Origin of the sequence: Sphingopyxis panaciterrae (assembly GCF_011762125.1) — a bacterium.
Classification (GTDB): Bacteria; Pseudomonadota; Alphaproteobacteria; order Sphingomonadales; family Sphingomonadaceae; genus Sphingopyxis; species Sphingopyxis panaciterrae.
Genome location: NZ_JAASQN010000003.1, coordinates 334,096 through 353,604 on the forward strand (window position 1 = coordinate 334,096; position 19,509 = coordinate 353,604).

23 protein-coding genes are annotated in these 19,509 nt (G+C 66.1%); 8 read left to right on the forward strand and 15 right to left on the reverse strand.

Translation table 11 applies throughout. The features are described from left to right. Positions 1-140: 140 nt before the first annotated feature. From FHR22_RS13540 to FHR22_RS13565, 6 genes are all read right to left on the reverse strand, one after another. The gene (locus FHR22_RS13540; RefSeq protein ID WP_166943638.1) at positions 141-821 is read right to left on the reverse strand and encodes a glutathione S-transferase family protein; all 681 of its coding nucleotides are present in this window, start codon (positions 819-821) and stop codon (positions 141-143) included. Further along, positions 809-1,786, reverse strand: coding sequence for an NAD-dependent epimerase/dehydratase family protein (locus tag FHR22_RS13545; protein WP_166943641.1), 978 nt, complete (start codon positions 1,784-1,786; stop codon positions 809-811). The genes FHR22_RS13540 and FHR22_RS13545 overlap by 13 nt, the downstream gene beginning before the upstream one ends. Before the next feature lie 67 nt (positions 1,787-1,853). After that, positions 1,854-3,134: a serine hydrolase gene (locus FHR22_RS13550; RefSeq protein WP_166943644.1), complete on the reverse strand. Its 1,281-nt coding sequence runs from the start codon at positions 3,132-3,134 to the stop codon at positions 1,854-1,856. A gap of 13 nt (positions 3,135-3,147) precedes the next feature. Next, positions 3,148-3,789 carry a CoA transferase subunit B gene (locus FHR22_RS13555; protein WP_166943646.1) on the reverse strand — a complete coding sequence of 214 codons (642 nt, stop codon included), beginning with the start codon at positions 3,787-3,789 and terminating at the stop codon, positions 3,148-3,150. Position 3,790: 1 nt separating this feature from the next. After that, on the reverse strand, positions 3,791-4,690 hold the full coding sequence (locus tag FHR22_RS13560; RefSeq protein ID WP_166943952.1) for an HAD family acid phosphatase: 900 nt from the start codon (positions 4,688-4,690) through the stop codon (positions 3,791-3,793). Next, positions 4,687-5,397, reverse strand: coding sequence for a CoA transferase subunit A (locus FHR22_RS13565; protein ID WP_166943648.1), 711 nt, complete (start codon positions 5,395-5,397; stop codon positions 4,687-4,689). Before FHR22_RS13565 ends, FHR22_RS13560 begins: the two co-directional genes overlap by 4 nt. A 91-nt stretch (positions 5,398-5,488) precedes the next feature. Here FHR22_RS13565 and FHR22_RS13570 point away from each other — a divergent pair, with 91 nt between their 5' ends. Beyond that, positions 5,489-6,382: a LysR family transcriptional regulator gene (locus tag FHR22_RS13570; RefSeq protein ID WP_166943954.1), complete on the forward strand. Its 894-nt coding sequence runs from the start codon at positions 5,489-5,491 to the stop codon at positions 6,380-6,382. A gap of 154 nt (positions 6,383-6,536) precedes the next feature. Here the strand turns inward: FHR22_RS13570 and FHR22_RS13575 are convergent, their stop codons facing one another. Both FHR22_RS13575 and FHR22_RS13580 read right to left on the reverse strand, forming a co-directional pair. Beyond that, the gene (locus FHR22_RS13575) at positions 6,537-7,184 is read right to left on the reverse strand and encodes an HAD-IA family hydrolase (RefSeq protein WP_166943650.1); all 648 of its coding nucleotides are present in this window, start codon (positions 7,182-7,184) and stop codon (positions 6,537-6,539) included. Further along, a complete protein-coding gene (locus FHR22_RS13580) occupies positions 7,181-8,299 on the reverse strand; it encodes a DUF2855 family protein (protein WP_166943652.1) in 1,119 nt (372 codons plus the stop codon). The genes FHR22_RS13575 and FHR22_RS13580 overlap by 4 nt, the downstream gene beginning before the upstream one ends. A 56-nt stretch (positions 8,300-8,355) precedes the next feature. On the opposite strand from FHR22_RS13580, the gene FHR22_RS13585 reads away from it, so the two are divergent. Continuing rightward, on the forward strand, positions 8,356-8,739 hold the full coding sequence (locus FHR22_RS13585; protein WP_166943654.1) for a DUF488 domain-containing protein: 384 nt from the start codon (positions 8,356-8,358) through the stop codon (positions 8,737-8,739). A gap of 118 nt (positions 8,740-8,857) precedes the next feature. Here FHR22_RS13585 and FHR22_RS13590 read toward each other — a convergent pair whose 3' ends face one another. The 4 genes from FHR22_RS13590 to FHR22_RS13605 are packed head-to-tail and all read right to left on the reverse strand — an operon-like array spanning position 8,858 to position 11,180. Next, positions 8,858-9,547 carry a VIT1/CCC1 transporter family protein gene (locus FHR22_RS13590; RefSeq protein WP_208417693.1) on the reverse strand — a complete coding sequence of 230 codons (690 nt, stop codon included), beginning with the start codon at positions 9,545-9,547 and terminating at the stop codon, positions 8,858-8,860. Positions 9,548-9,560: 13 nt separating this feature from the next. Continuing rightward, complete coding sequence (locus FHR22_RS13595) at positions 9,561-9,953, reverse strand: type II toxin-antitoxin system VapC family toxin (RefSeq protein ID WP_341786622.1); 393 nt, start codon at positions 9,951-9,953, stop codon at positions 9,561-9,563. Then, on the reverse strand, positions 9,950-10,228 hold the full coding sequence (locus FHR22_RS13600; protein WP_166943657.1) for a type II toxin-antitoxin system Phd/YefM family antitoxin: 279 nt from the start codon (positions 10,226-10,228) through the stop codon (positions 9,950-9,952). The genes FHR22_RS13595 and FHR22_RS13600 overlap by 4 nt, the downstream gene beginning before the upstream one ends. Positions 10,229-10,259: 31 nt before the next feature. Continuing rightward, positions 10,260-11,180: an SMP-30/gluconolactonase/LRE family protein gene (locus FHR22_RS13605; RefSeq protein WP_166943660.1), complete on the reverse strand. Its 921-nt coding sequence runs from the start codon at positions 11,178-11,180 to the stop codon at positions 10,260-10,262. 187 nt (positions 11,181-11,367) lie between these two features. On the opposite strand from FHR22_RS13605, the gene FHR22_RS13610 reads away from it, so the two are divergent. Both FHR22_RS13610 and FHR22_RS13615 read left to right on the forward strand, forming a co-directional pair. Further along, positions 11,368-11,967 carry a TIGR02466 family protein gene (locus tag FHR22_RS13610; RefSeq protein WP_166943663.1) on the forward strand — a complete coding sequence of 200 codons (600 nt, stop codon included), beginning with the start codon at positions 11,368-11,370 and terminating at the stop codon, positions 11,965-11,967. 51 nt (positions 11,968-12,018) lie between these two features. Then, positions 12,019-13,452, forward strand: coding sequence for an NAD-dependent succinate-semialdehyde dehydrogenase (locus FHR22_RS13615; RefSeq protein ID WP_166943666.1), 1,434 nt, complete (start codon positions 12,019-12,021; stop codon positions 13,450-13,452). 83 nt (positions 13,453-13,535) lie between these two features. On the opposite strand, the gene FHR22_RS13620 is transcribed toward FHR22_RS13615, so the two are convergent. Further along, entirely contained in the window at positions 13,536-14,297 is a 762-nt protein-coding gene (locus FHR22_RS13620) for an SDR family oxidoreductase (RefSeq protein ID WP_166943670.1), read from the reverse strand. Further along, positions 14,294-14,677 (reverse strand): dihydroneopterin aldolase, encoded by a 384-nt coding sequence (locus FHR22_RS13625; protein WP_166943673.1) that lies wholly within the window; start codon positions 14,675-14,677, stop codon positions 14,294-14,296. Before FHR22_RS13625 ends, FHR22_RS13620 begins: the two co-directional genes overlap by 4 nt. A gap of 90 nt (positions 14,678-14,767) precedes the next feature. On the opposite strand from FHR22_RS13625, the gene FHR22_RS13630 reads away from it, so the two are divergent. From FHR22_RS13630 to FHR22_RS13645, 4 genes are all read left to right on the forward strand, one after another. Then, on the forward strand, positions 14,768-15,271 hold the full coding sequence (locus FHR22_RS13630) for a GNAT family N-acetyltransferase (protein WP_166943676.1): 504 nt from the start codon (positions 14,768-14,770) through the stop codon (positions 15,269-15,271). Positions 15,272-15,415: 144 nt separating this feature from the next. Beyond that, a complete protein-coding gene (locus FHR22_RS13635) occupies positions 15,416-16,000 on the forward strand; it encodes a DUF1285 domain-containing protein (protein ID WP_166943961.1) in 585 nt (194 codons plus the stop codon). Further along, entirely contained in the window at positions 16,000-16,590 is a 591-nt protein-coding gene (locus FHR22_RS13640; RefSeq protein ID WP_166943679.1) for a CoA pyrophosphatase, read from the forward strand. The genes FHR22_RS13635 and FHR22_RS13640 overlap by 1 nt, the downstream gene beginning before the upstream one ends. Beyond that, the gene (locus tag FHR22_RS13645; RefSeq protein ID WP_166943682.1) at positions 16,587-17,795 is read left to right on the forward strand and encodes a tRNA nucleotidyltransferase/poly(A) polymerase-related protein; all 1,209 of its coding nucleotides are present in this window, start codon (positions 16,587-16,589) and stop codon (positions 17,793-17,795) included. Before FHR22_RS13640 ends, FHR22_RS13645 begins: the two co-directional genes overlap by 4 nt. Here FHR22_RS13645 and FHR22_RS13650 read toward each other — a convergent pair. Then, positions 17,768-19,444 (reverse strand): putative bifunctional diguanylate cyclase/phosphodiesterase, encoded by a 1,677-nt coding sequence (locus FHR22_RS13650; protein ID WP_243853721.1) that lies wholly within the window; start codon positions 19,442-19,444, stop codon positions 17,768-17,770. The two genes, FHR22_RS13645 and FHR22_RS13650, sit on opposite strands and share 28 nt — an antisense overlap. Positions 19,445-19,509: the final 65 nt, after the last annotated feature.

The following is a 19,509-nucleotide window of genomic DNA, read 5'->3' on the forward strand; positions in this document are numbered from 1 at the left end:
GCTTGACCCGGGATCCCGCTTTTTTGAAGGTGGCGCAGGTTTCGACGTCCAGCGGGACCCCGGGTCAAGTCCGGGGTGACGAAAAAGGAAACGTCCACTTTCGGCCGTTAGAAGACATCATCGCGGGCGTCCCGATGCGATCAAGCCGTCCGGTAATCCGCCGTAATCGCTCCCGCTGCCGTCAGTTCCGCCTCATGGCTTTCCTCGCGCCAGCTTTCGGCCAGCGCCTGCCGCTCCCATTCGACCATCGCCGGGTGCGCGAGCATATGGTCGACCCATGCCTGTCCGGCCCCGACATCAAGGCCATAGGTGCGGATGCGGAACGCGACGGGGGCGAAGAAGGCATCGACGGCGGTAAAGCGGTCGCCGGCCAGGAAGGGGCCGCCGAACCGCGACAGGCCTTCCTCGAACAATTCGCCGACGCGCGCGACATCGCCGCGCAGCGCGTCGGATGCCGGTTTCGGAGCAACGCGAACGCCGACATTCATGGTGCAATCGCCGCGCAGCGCCGCAAAGCCGCTATGCATTTCCGCCGCCGCGCACTGCGCCCAGGCGCGCGCGTCGGGATCCGCGGGCCATACGCCCGCGTGGCGGTCGGCGAGATAGAGCGCAATCCCGAGCGAGTCGTGAACGGTCCGCCCCTCGTCGAGCAGCACCGGCACCTGCCCGGTCGGCGAAAAGCTGCGGAATTCGTCATAATTGACCGGATTGGTAAAGGGCTCGATATGGTCTTCGAACGCTATGCCGAGCGCGCGCATCAGCACCCATGGGCGCAGCGACCAGCTCGAATAATTGCGGTTCGCGGTGATCAGCACATACATGAATCGCGCTCCTGACGGGCGATGGGGGATATATAGCCGGGGTCGTGCGCAAAGGGCTGCGCAGTGCGGTTGCGGAGCGCGGCGAGTACGCTGCCGAAGTCGCTTCGGGCGCGCCAGCCGAAACGGCGCTCGGCGCGCGACGGGTCGTAGACGCGGTCGATGGTTTCGGGCAGCACCCAGCCTGCGGCGGCATAGAGTGCGGCCGCGTCGGGATGGTGGCGCGCGATCACCGCACGCGCGTCGCGCGCGAGCTCTTCGGCCTCCGCGCGCGCGAAGGGCGGCGGCGCCGACAGGATGAAGGTGTCGCAGCCGATCGCCGGTGCGGCCTCCAGCGCGGCGAGATGCGCCGCGGCGGCATCCTCGACCGTCAGGCGGCGGTTCAGCAGCTCGTTCGCCTTCAGGTTCGGGCCGCTCGGGCTGGCATGCGTGTCGTCATCCTCGGGGAAGAAGCGGCCGGTGCGCAGGATCAGGGCGGCGATGCCATGCTCGCGGTGCACAAGCTTCACCGCCTGTTCGGCGGCAAGCTTGGTGATGCCATAGATGTTGCGCGGTTCGATCGGACCGAAATCCTCATCCATCCACCACGCGCCGGCCTCGCCCGCGCCGGCGCGCACGTCGCTGCGGATCATCAGCGAGGTGGTCGAGGTGAAGAGGAAGCGGTCGTTCCCCGCCGCGACCGCCGCCTCGATCAGGTTCAGCGTGCTCGTGACATTGACGTCGATGAAGGCTTGCCTCGGATAACGGACGATGTCGGGCTTGTGCAGCGCGCCGCCGTGGATGATCGCCTCTATGCCATACTCGCCCATCGTCCGCTCGATCAGCGCGCGGTCGGCGACGGTGCCGACGACCTGCGTGTGCGTGCCGGGCGCGACGTCGAGCCCGGTGACCTTATGGCCGCTATCGGCAAGAAGCGGTGCCAGATAACGCCCCAGCCAGCCAGACGAACCGGTCAGCAGCACGCGCATCGATGATTCTCCTCTCAGCTCTCGCCGCGCGCCTGATACACAAGCGGCGGACAGGGGAGCAAGCCCGCTACCCCTTCGGCACCGCAACGATCGGTCCGGCGCGGACGGGTTCGCGTTTTGCCGGCGGCAATTCGCTGAGGTCGAGCCAGCGCGCATCGGGGCGCTTGTGATAGCTGTCGATCGCCGCGAAGGGGATCCGGAACGGGAAGCCCCAATTGCTGTTCCACAGGGCCACGACCCCCGTCCGCGTCGCGGGTTCGAAAATCATCGTCGCGCGATAACCTGCCACCGCGCCCGAATGGCCTTCGAGCCGGTGGCCGCCGTAGATAAAGCTCCGCCAGCCGAGACCATAGGCCGCGTCCTTGTTGGCCTGGCGCAGCGCGCCGCCGTACAGATGCGCCGTCCCCACCCGGGGGCGATGGGCGATCTGCAACACCGCCTCGGGCAGCACATCGGGCCGGGTTCCCATCATCGCCCGCATCCAGGTGGCAAAATCGACGATATCGCTTTCGACTCCGGCCGCCGCGGGAACGCGCCAATAGGCCTCCTTGACCGGACTGACCTGCGCGCCATTGTGCGGCCTGGCCCAGTCCTTGGCGCCGGTCAGCCGCTTCATCCCATAGCCTGCGCTGACCATGCCGAGCGGCAGGAAGAAACGATCCTCGACCGCATCGGCGAACGGCTTGTCCGCCGCCTGGGCCAGTATCTCGCTCGCCGTGTCGAAGGCGATATTCTGATAGGTGTGGCACGTGCCGGGCTCGCATTGCAGCGGCGCCGCGGCGAGGCCCTGACGGAGCAGGACGGGATCCTGCCCTTCCTCCAGCTTTTCGTCATAGGCGTTTTTGGTGAGCCCGGTGCGCTGAGCCAGCAGGTCGGCCAAGCTGATCCGTTGCTCGGCGCCGCCAGGCAGGCGCAGCGATGTGTGCCAGGCGGCGACCGGGCGGTCGAGGTCGACCGTGCCGTTCGCGGCCAGCGCGGCGGCTAGCGTCCCCGTCGCGGTTTTCGACACCGACGCCCAGCGGAACAGCGTGTGCAGGGTGACCGGCGCACCGGTCGATCTGTCGGCGACGCCATAGGCGCGGACGAAACGCAGTTCGCCGTCTTCGACCACCGCGACCGCCAGCCCGGCCATCTCGGGCCGCTGCGCCAGCGCCGCAAGTTCGCGGTCGAACCCGGCATAGTCGATCCGCCCGCGCCATTCGGCGGGCGTGTCGGGCAGGTTTTCCGCGGCCCTGATCGGGATCGCGACGCTGACCAGCGGATGGCCGCCGCCAAAGGCCTGGAGCCCGAACCAGCCGGTGAAGCCCAGCGCTACGACGGCACCCAGGCCGAGCAGAACGCGCGGCACGGACGATTTGCGATTAGATGGCGACCTCATAATTGGCCGTCGTCTTAGACGCGACTTCCTCCGCCGTCACCCCCGGTGCGAGCTCGATCAGTTTGAACGGGCTCGAATGATCGTCGCGCTTGAACACCGCAAGGTCGGTGATGATCATGTCGACGACATTCTTGCCGGTCAGCGGCAGCGTGCATTCGGGAATGAACTTCGGGCTGCCGTCCTTGGCATTATGTTCCATCACGACGATGATCTTCTTGACCCCGGCGACCAGGTCCATCGCACCGCCCATGCCCTTGATCATCTTGCCCGGGATCATCCAGTTGGCGATGTCGCCGTTCTCGGCGATCTCCATCGCGCCGAGCACGGTGAGGTCGATATGCCCCCCGCGGATCATCGCGAAGCTGTCCGATGAGCTGAAATAGGCCGATTGCGGCAGTTCGCTGATCGTCTGCTTGCCCGCGTTGATCAGGTCGGGATCCTCGTCGCCCTCAAAGGGAAAGGGGCCGATACCGAGCATGCCGTTCTCCGACTGCAGCGTCACCGTCATCCCCGCCGGAATATGGTTCGCGACCAGGGTCGGAATGCCGATGCCGAGGTTGACGTAATAGCCGTCCTGCAGTTCCTTCGCGGCGCGCGCCGCCATATCATCACGCGTCCAGGGCATATCAGTTCGGCTCCCATTGCTTGTCGGAGGGGAAAATATCGTCGAAGCCGCCACGGATCGATGGGCCATAGACGGGGTTGGGCAGCAGGAACCAGCCACGGCCCCAAAGACCGGCGATCGGCTCACCCGTCGCGAGCATCTTGCGATCCGCGACCGAAAGCTCGCGGGCGTTGAAGCCCTGCGCGAAGTCGCCGAGTTGGTCGCCGCCCATCGCGATCACGCAATAACGCGATGCGATCAGCGCGCGGCGGCCGTCCTTGCTCGCGCCGTCGGGCGTGTCGCCCATCAGGAACAAGGTCTCGCCATGCTTGAATTCGCCGAGTCCGGCGGCGCGCAGCGTATCCTCGCTACCCTTCGCATTGGCGGCGGTGCGGTTGGTGTTGACGATGACCGTCACCCCGGCGCTGCGCATCACGGCGATCGCGTCGGTGACGCCGGGCATCGCGACCGCCTTGCCAGCCCCGGTCTTTTCCCACCGGTCCCAGGTCGCGGGGTCGAAATCCTTATGCTGTTCGGCAAAATAGCGCATCGCGCCAAGGTTCCAGATCAGCGTTTCGTCGGCATCGAACACCGCCGCCAGCGGCTTGTCGCCGCAATCGTCGAAACGCGGCGCGGCAAGCGTCGACCCCTCGGCCAGCACGACCTGGCGGTGCGGGGCCGCCGAGATGGCAATCGCGCGGACATAGGCCGCGAGCGAGCGATAGACCTGGGCCGAAGCGACCGCGCCCTCAGCCGAGCCATAGAGCCATTGCTGGCCGGCGGGCGGCGAGGCCGGCACCGGCCTCTCCCCGGCCTGCGAGACCATAGCATCGGCGCTCGGCGGCTTCGGAAATGTTTGTGCGGTGGTCGCAGCACAGCCCGCGAGCAGCAGGCCGGCCGCGAGCCCGAGACTGCGCATCAGGCGGCTTCCCGCGGACGCGTCGTGCGGAATTCGATCTTCTTGTCGTAGGGCGCGCCGAGGACGAGGCGCTTCACATAGATGCCGGGCAGGTGGATGCTGTCGGGGTCGAGGCTGCCGACGGGGACGATTTCCTCGACCTCGGCGACGCAGATCTTCGCGGCGGTCGCCATCGGCTGGTTGAAGTTGCGCGCGGTCTTGCGGAAGATGAGGTTGCCGCTTTCGTCGGCCTTCCATGCCTTGACGATCGCAAGGTCGGCGAAGATGCCGCGTTCGAGGATATAATCCTGGCCGTCGAAATTCTTCACTTCCTTGCCCTCGGCGACCAGCGTGCCGACGCCCGTCTTGGTGTAGAAGCCGGGGATGCCCGCGCCGCCGGCGCGGCAGCGTTCGGCGAGCGTCCCCTGCGGGCAGAATTCGACCTCGAGCTCGCCCGCCAGATATTGCCGCTCGAACTCCTTATTCTCGCCGACGTAGGAGGAGATCATCTTCTTGACCTGCTGGGTGCGGAGCAGCTTGCCGAGCCCTTCGCCGTCGATGCCGGCGTTGTTGCTGGCGATGGTCAGATTCTGCGTGCCCGCGTCGCGGATCGCGTCGATCAGCCGTTCGGGAATACCGCAAAGGCCGAAGCCGCCCGCGCAAATCTGCATGCCGTCGAAGAGCAGGCCTTCGAGTGCGGCGGCGGCGTCGGAATAGCGCTTGTTCCCCATGAAACAGCCTCCTTGTTGGGTGATCGCGCGCGATCTTGGCGCATTTGATCCATCAATTCTAATTACTCTATTTTTCGATTATACATAAATGATGTCTATCAATCGCGTCTCGCTATATCATCTCGAAACCCTGCTGTGGATCGACCGGCTCGGGACTTTTTCGGCCGCCGCCGAGCGGCTCAACACGACCCAGCCCGCCGTGTCGGCGCGAATGCGCGAGCTGGAACAACGGCTCGGAACGACGCTGTTCCACCGCGACGGGCGCGTCATGGCGCTGACCTCGGCGGGGCGCAAGCTGGTGCGCGATTGCGACCCGCTGCTGCGCGACATGCAGGTCGCGCTGCTCGGCAGCGGCGGTTTTGGCGAAGCGAGCGGGGTGGTGCGAATCGGCGCCGGCGAAATCGCGGCGGCGAGCTGCCTTCCGGCTTTCGTCGCGGCATTGAAGGCGGACATGCCCAATGTCGGCCTCGAAATCGAGATCGACCTCACCGCGAACCTCATCCAGCAATTGCTTACCGGGCGCACCGACATGGCGTTTGCGGCCGGGCCGATCGCGCATCCGGCGCTCAAGACACGGCCGATCGGCGAGGTCGAACTGGTGTGGCTGGCAAGCGCTGCCGTCGCGGCGGCGTTCGCGGCGGGCGAGGCGAAGCTGCCGGTCTGGTCGCTCGCCAGCCACTCGCCGATCCACGGCCGCATGCGCGACGCGATCCAGGCGTCGCGGATCGCGCCAAAGTCGCTCAACCTCTGCAACAACGCGCGCACGATGATCGACATCGCGAAGGCCGGCGGCGGGATCGGCATTTTCCCGCGCCCGATGGTGCGCGGCGAGGTTGCGGGCGGCGCGCTCGTCGAAATCGCGGCGATGCCCGCGCTCGCGCCGGTCGAATTCCATGTCGCGATGCGGGTGTCGGACACCGAACCCGTGCTCGCCGAAATTTTCGCCCGCGCGGCGATGCTCGATATCGCCGACGTATTGGGCTGATCTATGTTTTGCGCCGGACCTTGCCAGTTATCGTCATCCCGGGCTTGACCCGGGATCCCGCTTTTTTCGGCTGAGCGCTTCCTGGTTTCAAGCGGGACCCCGGGTCAAGTCCGGGATGACGAAGAAGGGAAATGATAACAACAGGCCGGAACCCTCAGGGCAAACGCATCTCCAGCGCCGCCGACAGGTCGGCGAGCGCCTGTTCGCCGCTCGTCACCTTGATCGCGTGCATGCCAAGCTGGCTCGCGGGTTTGCAGTTGATGCCAAGGTCATCGAGATAGATGCAATTGGCCGGCGCGACCCCGAGCGCGTCGCACATCATGCGATAAATCGCCGGATCGGGCTTGCGCACGCCGACCTTGCTCGATTCGATGACATGGTCGAAGCGCGCCATGATCGCCGCGACTTCGGCCGCCAGTTCCTCGCTGCGCGCCATGCCCGCGCCCTTGCCGCTCGGCACATTGTTCGTGATGCAGCCGATCGTGAAGCCGGCCGCCTTCAGCGTATCGAGCGCCGCGACCATCGCCGGCCGCACCGCCCCCGCGAGGACGGCGAGCACCGCTTCGCCTTCCAGTTCGTGGCCAAGCGTCCGCGCTTCGGCGGCGAACAGCGCATCGAACGCCGCCGCGTCGATCTCGGCGCGTTCGAACTTCGCCCAGGCATTGCCGTCGGGATCGGCAGCGTTGACGCGGCGGACGAAGTCGCGCGGTAATCCGCGCTCTTCCTCCAGCCGGTTGAACGCCTCGAAGGGCGAGGCGGTGATGACGCCGCCGAAGTCGAAGATGATGGTGGTGAAGTTCATGGTTTGATGACGATTCCTGTCCTGGGGTCGGCCTGTCCCGATAGCATCTCATGATAGGCGGCGAGCGCCGCCTCGCCGCCGCGGCGCTTGTCGATCGTCGTCAGCCGCGGCGCGACCTCCATGAAGGCGAGCCAGGCTTCGGCGATCTTCTGTCCGAACACCGCGCCGCCCCAGTCGGCGATCCGTTTCTGGCTGCGGCCCGGCGCGAAAAAGCCCTGCCGCTCGGGGCCCGGCAGACCCTCGATATCGGCCTGCGCGTCCCAATGCGACTTGCCGACGATGATCGAGGCTTTCAGATTATTTCCGAAATGGCTGTGCACCGCGCGCGTCACCGCGCCATTCCCCGCCATGTCGACCAGCGCGGCGGGGCTCGCGGCGTTGAGCGTCATGATCTGGTCATAGCTGATGACGCGGTCGTAAATCCCCTGCGCGGCGAGCGTGTCGACGTTCGCCGCGCTCGTCAGGCCGATCGTTTCGGGCCGCGCCGTTCGCCGTCCGAGCGAAAAGCCAAGCCCGATCGCGGTCTTGCTCGACGCGCTCGCGATCAAGATCTGGCCGGCGCCATAATCGCCCTCATCCTCGAACTGGTCGGCAATCAGCCAGCCGGTCAGGAACAGCGGGCGAAACACCGGCCAATAATCATGGTCCGCGGCGCGATAGCCCTCCAGCGCCTCGACCCGCTGATAATGATTGTAGATCGGGGGCAGGGTGGTGCGCCGCGGCGTGACGTCGGTAAAGCCGCCCGGCCCCGCCTTGCCGGCGGTCAGCACCGCATGCTGTGCCATCGGATAATAGCCGTAGAAGCACTCGCCCGCCGCGACGCCGTCGGCGGTGCTTTCGGTCACCGTCGCAAAGCCCCAGACGGGCAGGCGGCCGGACTGGCCGGGCTCGGCGAAGAAATCCCAATAGCCTTGATCCTCCCCATCTTTATTGGCGCCGAACAGCCCCGCGGGCTTGCCGAACACCGCATAGGTGATGTTGTTCGCGGTCATCGCATAGCTGTCCAGATGGACACGCACCTGCCCCGGCGCGAGCGGGGTAGCGGGATCGGCGACCAGACGGGCCTGCGTGATATCGTCGCGATCGATGTCGATCGCCCAGCTTGTTCTGCTCATGTCCGGACCCCTCCGATGGCTTGCCCGCGGCTGCGGAATCGCCGATAGTCATACAGATGGCGGCGCCCCTGACAATCGCGGTCAAACGCATTCACGAACCGGCCGGTCCCGGCGATGGCACGCGTTTCCTTGTCGACCGGCTGTGGCCGCGCGGCGTGTCGAAAGAGAAGGCGGCGCTCGCCGCGTGGCTCAAGCCGCTGTCGCCGAGCGATGGCCTGCGCAAGCGTTTCCACGGCGAAACCGCCGATTCGGACGAAGCGTGGGACGAATTCCGGTTCGATTATTTCGCCGAACTCGATGCGGGTGGCGAGGAGGTGAAGGCGGCGCTCTTCACACTTGATGCGGCGGCGAGAGCCGGGCCGGTGACCTTGCTCTATGCCGCGAAGAATGCGGAGCGGAACAACGCCGTCGCGCTGCGGGAGTGGCTGGCGCGGCGTTGAGCCAAATAGATTACCGTGTCCCCGCGCAGGCGGGGACCCATCTCCTGCCGGTTCAAAATAGTGCCGACTGGAGATGGACCCCTGCCTTCGCAGGGGTCCACGGAAATTTTGTGATATCTTACCCCACCGTTGTCCCGAGCAGCGACCCGATCGCGATCGTCACCGCCATTGCCATCGCCCCCCAGAAGGTTACCCGAACGACCGGGCGCAGCATCGGCGCATTGCCCGCCCGGGCTCCGAGCGCGCCGAGAATCGCGAGGAAGACAAGCGACGCCGCCGAAACGGTCCACGGCAACGACGCGCCGCTGTCGACCAGCACCGTCGCCAGCGGCAGCGCCGCGCCGATCGCAAAGCTCGCCGCCGAAGCCGCCGCCGCCTGCACCGGCCGCGCCGCCATCGCGTCGGTCATGCCCAGCTCGTCGCGCAAATGGGTGTCGAGCGCGTCATGTTCGGTCAGTTGGACCGCGACCTGCTCGGCGAGCGCGCGGTCGAGCCCGCGCTCCTCATAGATTTGCGTCAATTCCTCGAGCTCATACTCCGGATCGGCGGCCAGATGGCGCTTCTCCAGCTCGACATCGGCCTTTTCGGCGTCGCCCTGCGAACTCACCGACACATATTCGCCCGCCGCCATCGACATCGCGCCGGCGACGAGGCCCGCAGTCCCGGTGACGAGGATCGACGCCCCAGATGCTCCTGCCGCCGCGACGCCCGCGATCAGGCTGGCGGTCGACACGATCCCGTCATTGGCGCCGAGGATCGCGGCGCGCAGCCAGCCGATCCGGGTGACGGTGTGGGTTTCCTCGTGCATCTTCGGCAGCCTCCTACCAAAAGCGGATGACGCCGAACTGGTCGAACAGCGCTTCGTTCGACACCAGCACCAGCTGCTCAATTTGCGCCTGCGCGATCAGCATGCGGTCGAACGGATCGCGATGGGGGATTTGAAGCGCCCCCGCGAGCCGGGCATGTTCGGCGGTCAGCGATAGCGGGAGGAAGCCGGGTACCGCGATCTCCTTCAGGAAATCGAGCGCTAAAGGTTCGGCAAAGCCGAGTTTGCCGAACCCGTGCTTGAGCGCAATTTCATAAGCTGAAACCGCACTCGCATAAACGATCGCTTCACCATCTCCGATTGCTTCACGAACATCCGATCGCAGGCGTTCGGGCGCATAGATCACCCATAGCAGCGCATGGGTATCAAGCAGATAAGCTTGACTCACAGGGCGTCATTGGGATCGTCAACTTCCCCGTTCCAAAGCTTCAGATCTTCTTCGGGGAGAGGATCCCAGAAACCATCTTCCAGCGGATCTTTGCCCGGCGGAATCAGGTGCGCAAGGTGGCCGAGCTTGCGCTTCGCCTTGGGTATTTCCTTCACTGGCATCAGCTTGACCACCGGCTCCTTGCCGCGCGCGATCGTCACTTCTTCGCCCGCCAGAACGCGGGCGATCAGGCGCGACAGATGCGTCTTCGCTTCGTGGATGGTCACGATGGTCATGGCGGATACTTAGCTAAGTCATATGACTAAGTCAATATTGCAGCTGCAGCCCCGGCCTCGCCCAGCGCGCCTTTACCAGCCGGCCCGTGCCCGACAGGGTGATATAGGCGTCCTGCCGGTCGGGCCCGCCGAACGCGATGTTGGTGGTGAAGATATCGTCGGTCGCGACAAATTCGACCAGTTCGCCCTGCGGCGAGACGACGCTGATTCCGCACTCGCCGATCGTCGCGACGCAGATATTGCCATTGGCTTCCATCGCAAGGCTGTCGAAGAATTTATAGCCGGCGGGGCGATACAGCGGGATGCCGGGACCGCCGGGGCCGGCATCCGCCGCCACCTTGCCGGGCGCGATGATGTTGAATTTCATCAGGCGGCAGGTGTAGGTTTCGGCCGCGTAAAGCGTGTTGCCGTCGGGAGAGATGCCGATGCCGTTCGGATTGTTCGACGGAAAGATCACTTCCTCGATGAAGCTGCCGTCGGCCTTGGCATAAAAGATGCCGACGATGTCGTGACAGCGCGCGGCATAATCGACCTTGCCATGATCGGTGAACCAGAAGCCGCCATGCGTGTCGAACATGATGTCGTTCGGGCCGCGCAGGATCACGCCATGGTCGCCGCTCTTGTAAAGGATTTCGACCGCGCCGGTGTCGATATCGATCCGCTCGATCCGCCCGCCCGAATAATCGTCCGCAATGCCGTGTGGCGCCAGATAGCCATTCGATTCGACATAGTTGAAGCCGCCGTTGTTGCAGCAGTACAGCTTGCCGTCGGGGCCGATCGCCAGGCCGTTGGGGCCGCCGCCGGGGGTCGCGACGACCTCCTTCCGGCCGCCGGGCCAGCAGCGCGTGATCCGCTTCGCCTCGATCTCGACGACGATGACGCTGCCGTCATCCATCACCACCGGCGCCTCGGGAAAACGCAATCCGTCGGCGATCAGTTCAAACTCGGCCATCCTCGTCTCCCTGGTTGTGCGAGGTCAATGGAGTTTGCCGCTGTTTCTTCTTTCGTCACCCCGGACTTGATCCGGGGTCCATCGAGGCCTTGGCGGGAAGAATGGATGCCGGATCAAGTCCGGCATGACGAAATGAGGGTCAGCGTCTCTCCTTGCTCTCGCGGGCTTCCTATGCTTTGCGGCCATCATGCCCGTTCGCACGCTCTTCGCCACCAATTTTTACGAGGCCGATATCGGCACGCCCGGCCTGCTCGAAGAGCTGGAGGAGAGCAGCCGCCTGTTCGCCGAAGAGGATGGCGCGGGCCGGCGCTGGAGCCGCGATCATGGCTACAAGGGCTATACAAGCTATGCGTCGCTCGGCGACCTGCCCGAGCGCGATCCGGCCTTTTATGATCTCAAGCGCCTGCTCGACAAGCATGTGAAGGCGTTCGCCAAGGCGTGCCATTTCGACCTCGCCAAGCCGCTGAGGCTCGACAGCCTGTGGGTCAACATCCTGAAACCCGGCGGCACCCACAGCGGCCATATTCACCCGCACAGCATCGTGTCGGGGACCTTCTATGTCGCGGTCCCGCCGGATTCGGGGGCACTGAAGCTGGAGGATCCGCGCCTCGCGATGCTGATGGCGGCGCCTGGCCGCACCGACGATGCGCCCGAACAATTATTGCCGTTCGTCTATGCCGAACCCGCCGCGGGCCGCGTCTTCCTGTGGGAAAGCTGGCTGCGCCACGAGGTGATGCCGCATGCGGGCAAGGGCGAACGGATCAGCATCAGCTTTAACTATCGCTGAGCCGATCCTATATCGCGGCACATCCCCCCATTCCTTGACAAAGGATCCCCCATGACCGCGACCTACGACGCCGACCTCCAGCTCTTCATCAACGGCGCGTGGCGGAGCGGCGAGGGGCGCGAGGGGCGGCCGGTCTATAATCCCGCGACTGCGGGCACGCTCGCCGAACTGCCCGTCGCCACCATCGCCGACCTCGATGAAGCGCTCGCGGCGGCGGAGCGCGGCTGGCCGGTCTGGCGCGCCAAGACTCCCGACGAGCGCGCGGCGCTGATGCACAAGGCGGCGGGGATCATCCGCGAGCGGGTCGATCATATCGCGACCCTGCTGACGCTTGAACAGGGCAAGCCGATCGCCGAGGCGCGCGGCGAAGTGCTGTCGGCGGCGGGGCTGTTCGACTATTTCGCCGAACAGGGCAAACGCATCGAAGGCCGCGTGCTCCAGCGCCCCGCGGGCCAGCGCGCGATGGTCACCAAGCATCCCGTCGGCCCCGTCGCCGGCTTCAGCCCGTGGAACTTCCCGGTCAATCTGATGGTCAAGAAGATTGCGCCCGCGCTTGCCGCGGGCTGCGTCGTGATCGCGAAAGCGCCCGAGGAAACGCCGGGCTGCACCAGCGCGATCATGCGCTGCATCGCCGATGCGGGCATCCCCGGCGACGTCGTCCAGCTCGTCTATGGCGATCCCGACCAGATCAGCCGCCATCTGCTTGCCAGCCCGGTGATCCGCAAGGTCAGCTTCACCGGTTCGACCGCGGTCGGCAAGCATCTGATGAAGCTTGCCGCCGACGGGGTGAAGCGGATCACGATGGAACTCGGCGGTCACGCCCCGGTGCTCGTCTTCGATGATTGCGACCTCGAGGCGACGCTCGACAAGGTGGTGATGCAGAAATTCCGCAACGCCGGGCAGGTCTGTATTTCGCCGACGCGCTTCTATGTCCAGCAGGGCATTTACGACGCCTTCGTGAAGGACTTTGGCGAACGGACCGCGAAGGTGAGGATCGGCAGCGGGCTCGACGCCGATACCCAGATGGGGCCGCTCGCCAACGCGCGCCGCATCCCCGCCCTGGAAGCGCTGGTGGCCGACGCCAAGGCCAAGGGCGCGCGCGTCATCGCGGGCGGCGAAGCGACCGGCGACGGCTATTTCTTCCAGCCGACCGCGATCGCCGACGTGCCGGTCGAGGCCGATGCGATGAACAACGAACCCTTTGGCCCGATGGCGCTGATCCGTCCGTTCGGCACCGAGGATGAAGCGCTCGAACAGGCGAACCGGCTGCCCTATGGTCTCGCCGCCTTCGCCTTCACCGAGAATGGCCGCCGCATCAACCGCATCGTCGACGGCATCGAAAGCGGGATGGTCGGCGTCAACAGCTTCGTCATCTCGGCGCTCGACACGCCGTTCGGCGGGATCAAGGAATCGGGCTTCGGCAGCGAAAGCGGGCCCGAGGGGCTGGATGGCTATCTGGTCACCAAGGCGGTGCATATTTATTGACGCCCGTCGCCCCCGCGAAGGCGGGGGCCGCTGGAGACGTAGCGCAAGGCCGACTGCGGCCCCCGCCTTCGCGGGGGCGACGTTCAGTCTTTTTCCAGCGCGACGAAATCGCGCTCCATCGGCGCCAGATGCGCGCCGCCGTCGACGAAGATCGTCTGGCCGGTCACCGCCTCGGCGCGCGCCAGATAGACGACGGCGTCGGCGATCTGCGCCGGCGTCGGCAACGCCCGCAAGGGCATGCGCTGCGCCAGCCGTTCGACCTGGCCCGGGCTGTAATCGTCGGTCGCCATCGTCAGCCCCGGCGCGACGGCGTTGACGCGCGCGCGGTTGCCGAATGCCACCGCCAGCGTCGCGGTCGCTTGCCACAGCGCCGATTTCGACAGGCTGTAGGCGATCTGGTCGGGCACCGGATGGACGACGCGCTGGTCGACGATATTGACGATCGCGGGCCGGGCGCCCTCGCTCGCCGCGACCAGCGCTTTCGCCAGCATCACCGGCGCATGGTGATTGACCTGCATCATTTCGGTCAGCGCCGCCGCCGACAGGTCGCTCCATTCGCCCTCGGCGAACAGCGCGGCATTGTTGACAAGCAGGTCGGGCACACGGCCGAATTTCTCGATCACGGCCGGCAGCAGCGCATCGACCTCTGCCGGATCGGCGAGGTCGGCGGCAAAGCGATGACAGCGCGCGCCCGTCTCCGCAATGGCTTCGGCGAGCACCGGATCGGCCTCGGCCGCGCTGCGCTTGTGCAAGGCCAGCGCATAGCCTTCGCGCGCGAGCCGCGCCGAAATCGCGGCGCCGACGCGGTGGAGCCCGCCCGTGACGAGAGCGAGCTTTTGCGTCATTTCCTTGACCCCAAACGGCTTCGGCGCATCGTGATGCCAATCTCCTCGCCATCCTCGGCGATCGCGAGCTTGACGATCTTCACCTCGATTTCCTCGATCTTTTCGTCCTGCAGGAACAAGGTGTCGATGATATGGTCGGCGACGCTTTCGATCAGCACGAAATGCACGTCCTTCGGGATGCCCTCGGTCGCCGCGAATTTCAGATGCATGTAATTTTTGGATGCGCTGAGCGGCGTCACCGGGTCGTAATGATCGATCATCGCCAGCTTGGCGCGGACCGAGATGCGCAGCGGCTGCGGCAGATGCGTTTCTTCGGAATAAATGCCGGTCAGCACCTGGGCCGTCAGGCCCGCCACTTCCAGCCACAATGTATCGGTCACCAGAACATCCTGTCGAACGAGCGCGACATTCGGCTTTCCATTGCCGGTCCGCGACCCTAAAGCGCCGCCGCATTAGCGAAAGGGTACGCGTTGGTCGAGTTACTTCCATTGTCCGATATCGAACCGCAGGCGGTCGAGCATCTGCTCGACGCCGCTTTCGGAACGGATCGCTTTGGACGAACCGCCTATCGCATCCGCGCCGGCGTCGACGCGGTGCCCGCGCTCAGCTTCGCGGCGGTCGAGGACGGCGCGCTCATCGGCACGATCCAATGCTGGCCGGTCGCGCATCGTGCGGCCGACGGCAAGGCCACACCGTTGGTCATGGTCGGCCCCGTCGCCGTATACCCCGGCCAACAGCGCGGCGGACATGGCCGCACGCTGATGGCGCATATGCTCGAAGCGGCGGAAACCAAAGCCGACAGCGCGTTGATGATGATCGGCGACCCCGAATATTATGGCCGCTTCTTCGGCTTCGACGCCGATGCGACGGGCGTATGGGACCTGCCCGGCCCGTTCGAACGCCGCCGTCTGCTTGCTCGCGTGGTGAATGGCCATGCCTTGCCGACGGGCGCGGGGATGATCGGGCCGAGGTAACCCAATAATCGTCATCCCGGCGAAGGCCGGGATCTCGACCTCTCGTCCTGACGCGCCGGTGAGATCCCGGCCTTCGCCGGGATGACGGAGTTGTTGATGGCGTCGCGGACTTGCACCCCTCGCCTGTCCCCCTATGTCGGTTCCATGGTCACCCCCGCGCCTTCGCTTCCGAAAGACTTCTCGCAACTCTCACTCGCCGAAGCGGCCGAGCTGCTCGCGGCGCGCAAGCTGCCGCCGGTCGAGCAATGGCATCCAGCGCGCGAGGGCGACAGCGCGATGGAGATTCGCGCCGACGGCAGCTGGTATCATGAGGGCGGGCGGATCAATCGTCCCGCGATGGTCAAGCTGTTCTCGACGATCCTGCGCCGCGAACCCGGCGGCGGCCACGTCCTCGTCACCCCTGCCGAGAAACTGTCGATCGCGGTCGAGGATACGCCCTTCCGCGCGGTCGAGATGAAAAGCGAGGGCGAGGGGGCGGCGCGCAAGCTGGTGTTCCGCCTCGACACCGACGACCTCGTCATGGCGGGCGCCGATCATCCGCTCGGCTTCGGCAGCGATGCCGACAATCCCGATCCGCGCCTCCACGTCCGCGGCGCGATCGGCAACGGGCTCGAGGCGCGGATCGATCGCGCGCTTTATTATGAGATCATCGACATGGCGCTTGCCGAGGGGGCGGAGCCGCCCGCCATCTGGTCGAACGGCACCCGTTTTGCGTTGGTCGATCGCTGATGCTGTCCGAAAAGCTGCGCACCGCGCTCGCCAACCTGCTGCCGGGTGCGGGCGAGGACGAAACCTATCTGATGGACGATATGCCGACGCTGCGCGACGCGGCGGTGCTGATCGCCTTCACCGACCGGCCCGATCCGGGCGTCATCCTGACCCAGCGGCCGCAATGGCTGCGCAGCCATGCGGGGCAGGTCGCTTTCCCGGGCGGCAAGATCGATCCCGGCGACCGCGACGCCATCGACGCAGCCCTGCGCGAGGCGGAGGAAGAAATCGGGCTCGACCGCCGCGACGTGACGATCGCAGGCACGACCGAGGCCTATCGCTCGGGCAGCGGCTATCACATCACCCCGGTGCTTGGGGTGATCCCTCCCGACCTGCCGCTCGATCCGAACCCCGACGAGGTCGAGGACTGGTTCGAAGTGCCGCTCGACATCCTGTTCGACCCCGGCAATTACATGCAGCAACAGGCGCATTGGCAGGGCCATGATCGCCACTATTATGACATGCATTGGCAGGGACGGCGGATCTGGGGCGTGACGGCGGGCATCATCATCAATCTGGCGCGGCGCATGCCGGCGGGCTGGCACCGGTGACCCGGTTGCCGCACGCCGAATGGCTGGACCGCCCGGGGCTGCACCGGATCGTCGCGGCGCTGACGGCCGATGGCGGCGCGGTCCGCATCGTCGGCGGCGCGGTGCGCGATACGCTGCTCGCCCTGCCCGTCACCGATATCGACCTCGCGACGCCGCTTCGCCCCGAAGAAGTGTCGCGCCGGCTCGAAGCCGCCGGTATCAAGGTGATCCCGACCGGTATCGCGCACGGCACGGTGACCGCGATCGCGAGCGGCGACCATCACGAAATCACGACGCTGCGCCGTGACGTCGAAACCGACGGGCGCCGCGCGACGGTGGCGTTCGCCGACGACTGGCGCGAAGATGCGGCGCGGCGCGATTTCACGATCAACGCGCTTTACGCCGACCCGGGCACGCGGGCGGTCGACGACTGGTTCGGCGGGCTCGCCGATCTGGAGGCGGGTCGCATCCGTTTCATCGGCGATGCCGCGACGCGCATCGCCGAGGATCATCTGCGGATCCTGCGCTTCTATCGCTTCGCGGCGCGCTTCGGACGCGGCGAACTCGACCCCGACAGCCACGCCGCGGTCATTGCCGCGCGCCAGTCGCTCAAAAGCCTGTCGCGCGAACGGATCGCCGACGAACTGATCAAGATATTGGCGCTGCCCGATCCGCGCGCGATCGTGGCGCAAATGGCAGGCGACGGGATTTTCGGCGTCCTGCTCCCCGAACTCGACCCGGCTTTCCTCCCCGCGCTCGATCGCCTGCGCGCCAATGAGGACACGACGGATACGCCGCCCGCGGCGCTTCGTCGCCTGTCGGCGCTGCTGCCGGCCGACCCGGCGGCGGCCGAACAGGTGGCGAGCCGGCTGCGCCTGTCGACGCGGCAGCGCAAATATCTTGGCGCTCTTGCGGCGCATCGCGGCGATGGCCCGCGCCCGGCGCGGCAACTGGCGCATGCCATTGGCATCGACGCGGCGCGCGACGTCTACCTGCTCGCCGGCGATGGCGCGACGGCGACTGCGGCGCTGCAGGCGCTGGCCGGCTGGGAGGTTCCGGTGCTGCCACTCAAGGGCGGCGATATCGTCGCGCGCGGCGTTGCGGTGGGGCCCGAGGTCGCGCGCCTGTTGAAAGCGGTCGAGGCGGCGTGGGTGGCAGAGGATTTTCCCGGCGCGTCGCGCGTCGCCGACCTCGTCGATCAGAAGATCGGGCGCACCAGCGACTGACGCCAATAATCGAGCGCGGCCTTGCTTTCCATCGGCCGCGCGAACAGGAAACCCTGCCCGAAATCGCAGCCGAGCGCCGACAGCAGCCGCGCCTGATCGGCGTTCTCGACCCCTTCGGCCGTCGTTCGCATGCCGAGCACTTCGGCCAGGCTCTGGATCGTGCGGACGATCGCCACCTTGTCGCGATCGTCGACCATATGTTCGACGAAGCTGCGATCGATCTTCAGCACGTCGATCGGCAGGCGCTGCAGATAGGCGAGGTTCGAATAGCCGGTGCCGAAATCATCCATGGCGATCCGCGCGTCGAGCGCCTTCAACTCGCTCAGCACCGACAGCGCCAGGTCGGGATCGCCGATGATCGCGCTTTCGGTGAGTTCGATCATCAACCGTTCGCCGCCGATTTCATGCGTGGCGAGCGCCTGGCGCACGACCGCGGCGATATCGTCGCGAACGAGTTGGATCGCCGATACATTGACCGAAAAATAACAGTCGACAGGGACGCCGTTCTGCCGGTCCCAGTCGGCCAGCACCGCCGCCGCCTGGCTGATCACCCGCTGGCCGAGCGGGACGATCAGCCCCGAATCTTCGGCGATCGGGATGAATTCGGTCGGCGGTACCGACTTGCCCTCGCTATTGTCCCAGCGCGCGAGTGCCTCGAACCCCGATACCTTGCCGCTCGCCAGTTCGATCAGCGGCTGAAAGGCCAGGTGCAGCCGGTCCTCTTCGATCGCATTGCGCAGTTCGGTCTCGAGCCCGAAGCGGTTGTCCGAAAGCATCGCGGCTTCGGGTTCGTAGATTTCGATGCGGTCGGTCTGCTTGGCGCGCTTGAGCGCGATCTGCGCATGGCGGATCTGGTCGCCGATATCGGTGTCAATCGAAGGCTGAATTGCGCAGCCGAGCGCGCAATCGACGCTGACTTTCAGTTCGCCGATACGGAACGGATGGTCGAAACAGCCGCGGATACGCCGCGCCATTTCACGAATGTCGGCGCGGCCGCCGGCGACGCGGGTTGAAATGGCGAATTCGTCGCCGCCCGTCCGGGCCAATATGTCGCCGCTGCGCAGGCTCGATTTCAGCCGCCGCGCGACGGTGATGATCAGCTCGTCGCCGGCGAGCGGGCCGATATGTTCGTTGATGCGGCTGAACCGCGCGAGGTCGAGCAGCAATATCGCATGGTCGCCGGCGCCTTCGCCCGCCGCGCGCTGTTCGACCAGTTCCTCGAAGCCCGCGCGGTTGGGCAGCCCGGTCAGGCTGTCCGACACCAGCTCGCGGCGCAGGTTGCGCTCGGTCATCATTTCCTGGGTGCGGTCGATCAGCGTCAGCAGGAACAGCGATTCGTCGCCGCAATCCTCGGACAGCGGGCCGATCGATCCGCGCAGGTCGCGCGCCGCCGGTCCTTCGCCCAGCTGGCAGGAAAATTCCTGGGTATCGTCGGGGTGGTGCGCCGCGCGTTCGATCGCGCGCAGCAGCTCGATCGGCGCGTTGACGCCCGCGGGCGACAGGTCGAGCCGGTCGAACGCGGCGTTGCTCGCGTGCAGGCGAAAATTGCCGCGCTCCATCGGGCGGATCAGCGCCGCCGGGACAGGGAGTGCGTCGATCCAGCCGACGTAAAGAGAGGGCCGGTCATCACCGGTGCGATCGATAGGCATAACAGCAGGTTTTGAGCGACCTTTCCCCATTGGCCCATGCCTATGGTAGCGGGGGTAAAGAAGCT

What these genes read in the sequence shown, in the direction of transcription:
- FHR22_RS13610 (WP_166943663.1), top strand. Translation starts at nt 11,368, where the DNA reads ATGCCCGTTCGCACGCTCTTCGCCACCAATTTTTACGAGGCCGATATC.
- FHR22_RS13580 (WP_166943652.1), bottom strand. Translation starts at nt 8,299, where the DNA reads ATGAGCAGAACAAGCTGGGCGATCGACATCGATCGCGACGATATCACG.
- FHR22_RS13640 (WP_166943679.1), top strand. Translation starts at nt 16,000, where the DNA reads ATGCTGTCCGAAAAGCTGCGCACCGCGCTCGCCAACCTGCTGCCGGGT.
- FHR22_RS13615 (WP_166943666.1), top strand. Translation starts at nt 12,019, where the DNA reads ATGACCGCGACCTACGACGCCGACCTCCAGCTCTTCATCAACGGCGCG.
- FHR22_RS13650 (WP_243853721.1), bottom strand. Translation starts at nt 19,444, where the DNA reads ATGCCTATCGATCGCACCGGTGATGACCGGCCCTCTCTTTACGTCGGC.
- FHR22_RS13635 (WP_166943961.1), top strand. Translation starts at nt 15,416, where the DNA reads ATGGTCACCCCCGCGCCTTCGCTTCCGAAAGACTTCTCGCAACTCTCA.
- FHR22_RS13555 (WP_166943646.1), bottom strand. Translation starts at nt 3,789, where the DNA reads ATGCCCTGGACGCGTGATGATATGGCGGCGCGCGCCGCGAAGGAACTG.
- FHR22_RS13605 (WP_166943660.1), bottom strand. Translation starts at nt 11,180, where the DNA reads ATGGCCGAGTTTGAACTGATCGCCGACGGATTGCGTTTTCCCGAGGCG.
- FHR22_RS13565 (WP_166943648.1), bottom strand. Translation starts at nt 5,397, where the DNA reads ATGGGGAACAAGCGCTATTCCGACGCCGCCGCCGCACTCGAAGGCCTG.
- FHR22_RS13570 (WP_166943954.1), top strand. Translation starts at nt 5,489, where the DNA reads ATGTCTATCAATCGCGTCTCGCTATATCATCTCGAAACCCTGCTGTGG.
- FHR22_RS13590 (WP_208417693.1), bottom strand. Translation starts at nt 9,547, where the DNA reads ATGCACGAGGAAACCCACACCGTCACCCGGATCGGCTGGCTGCGCGCC.
- FHR22_RS13575 (WP_166943650.1), bottom strand. Translation starts at nt 7,184, where the DNA reads ATGAACTTCACCACCATCATCTTCGACTTCGGCGGCGTCATCACCGCC.
- FHR22_RS13540 (WP_166943638.1), bottom strand. Translation starts at nt 821, where the DNA reads ATGTATGTGCTGATCACCGCGAACCGCAATTATTCGAGCTGGTCGCTG.
- FHR22_RS13600 (WP_166943657.1), bottom strand. Translation starts at nt 10,228, where the DNA reads ATGACCATCGTGACCATCCACGAAGCGAAGACGCATCTGTCGCGCCTG.
- FHR22_RS13620 (WP_166943670.1), bottom strand. Translation starts at nt 14,297, where the DNA reads ATGACGCAAAAGCTCGCTCTCGTCACGGGCGGGCTCCACCGCGTCGGC.
- FHR22_RS13585 (WP_166943654.1), top strand. Translation starts at nt 8,356, where the DNA reads ATGGCGGCGCCCCTGACAATCGCGGTCAAACGCATTCACGAACCGGCC.
- FHR22_RS13545 (WP_166943641.1), bottom strand. Translation starts at nt 1,786, where the DNA reads ATGCGCGTGCTGCTGACCGGTTCGTCTGGCTGGCTGGGGCGTTATCTG.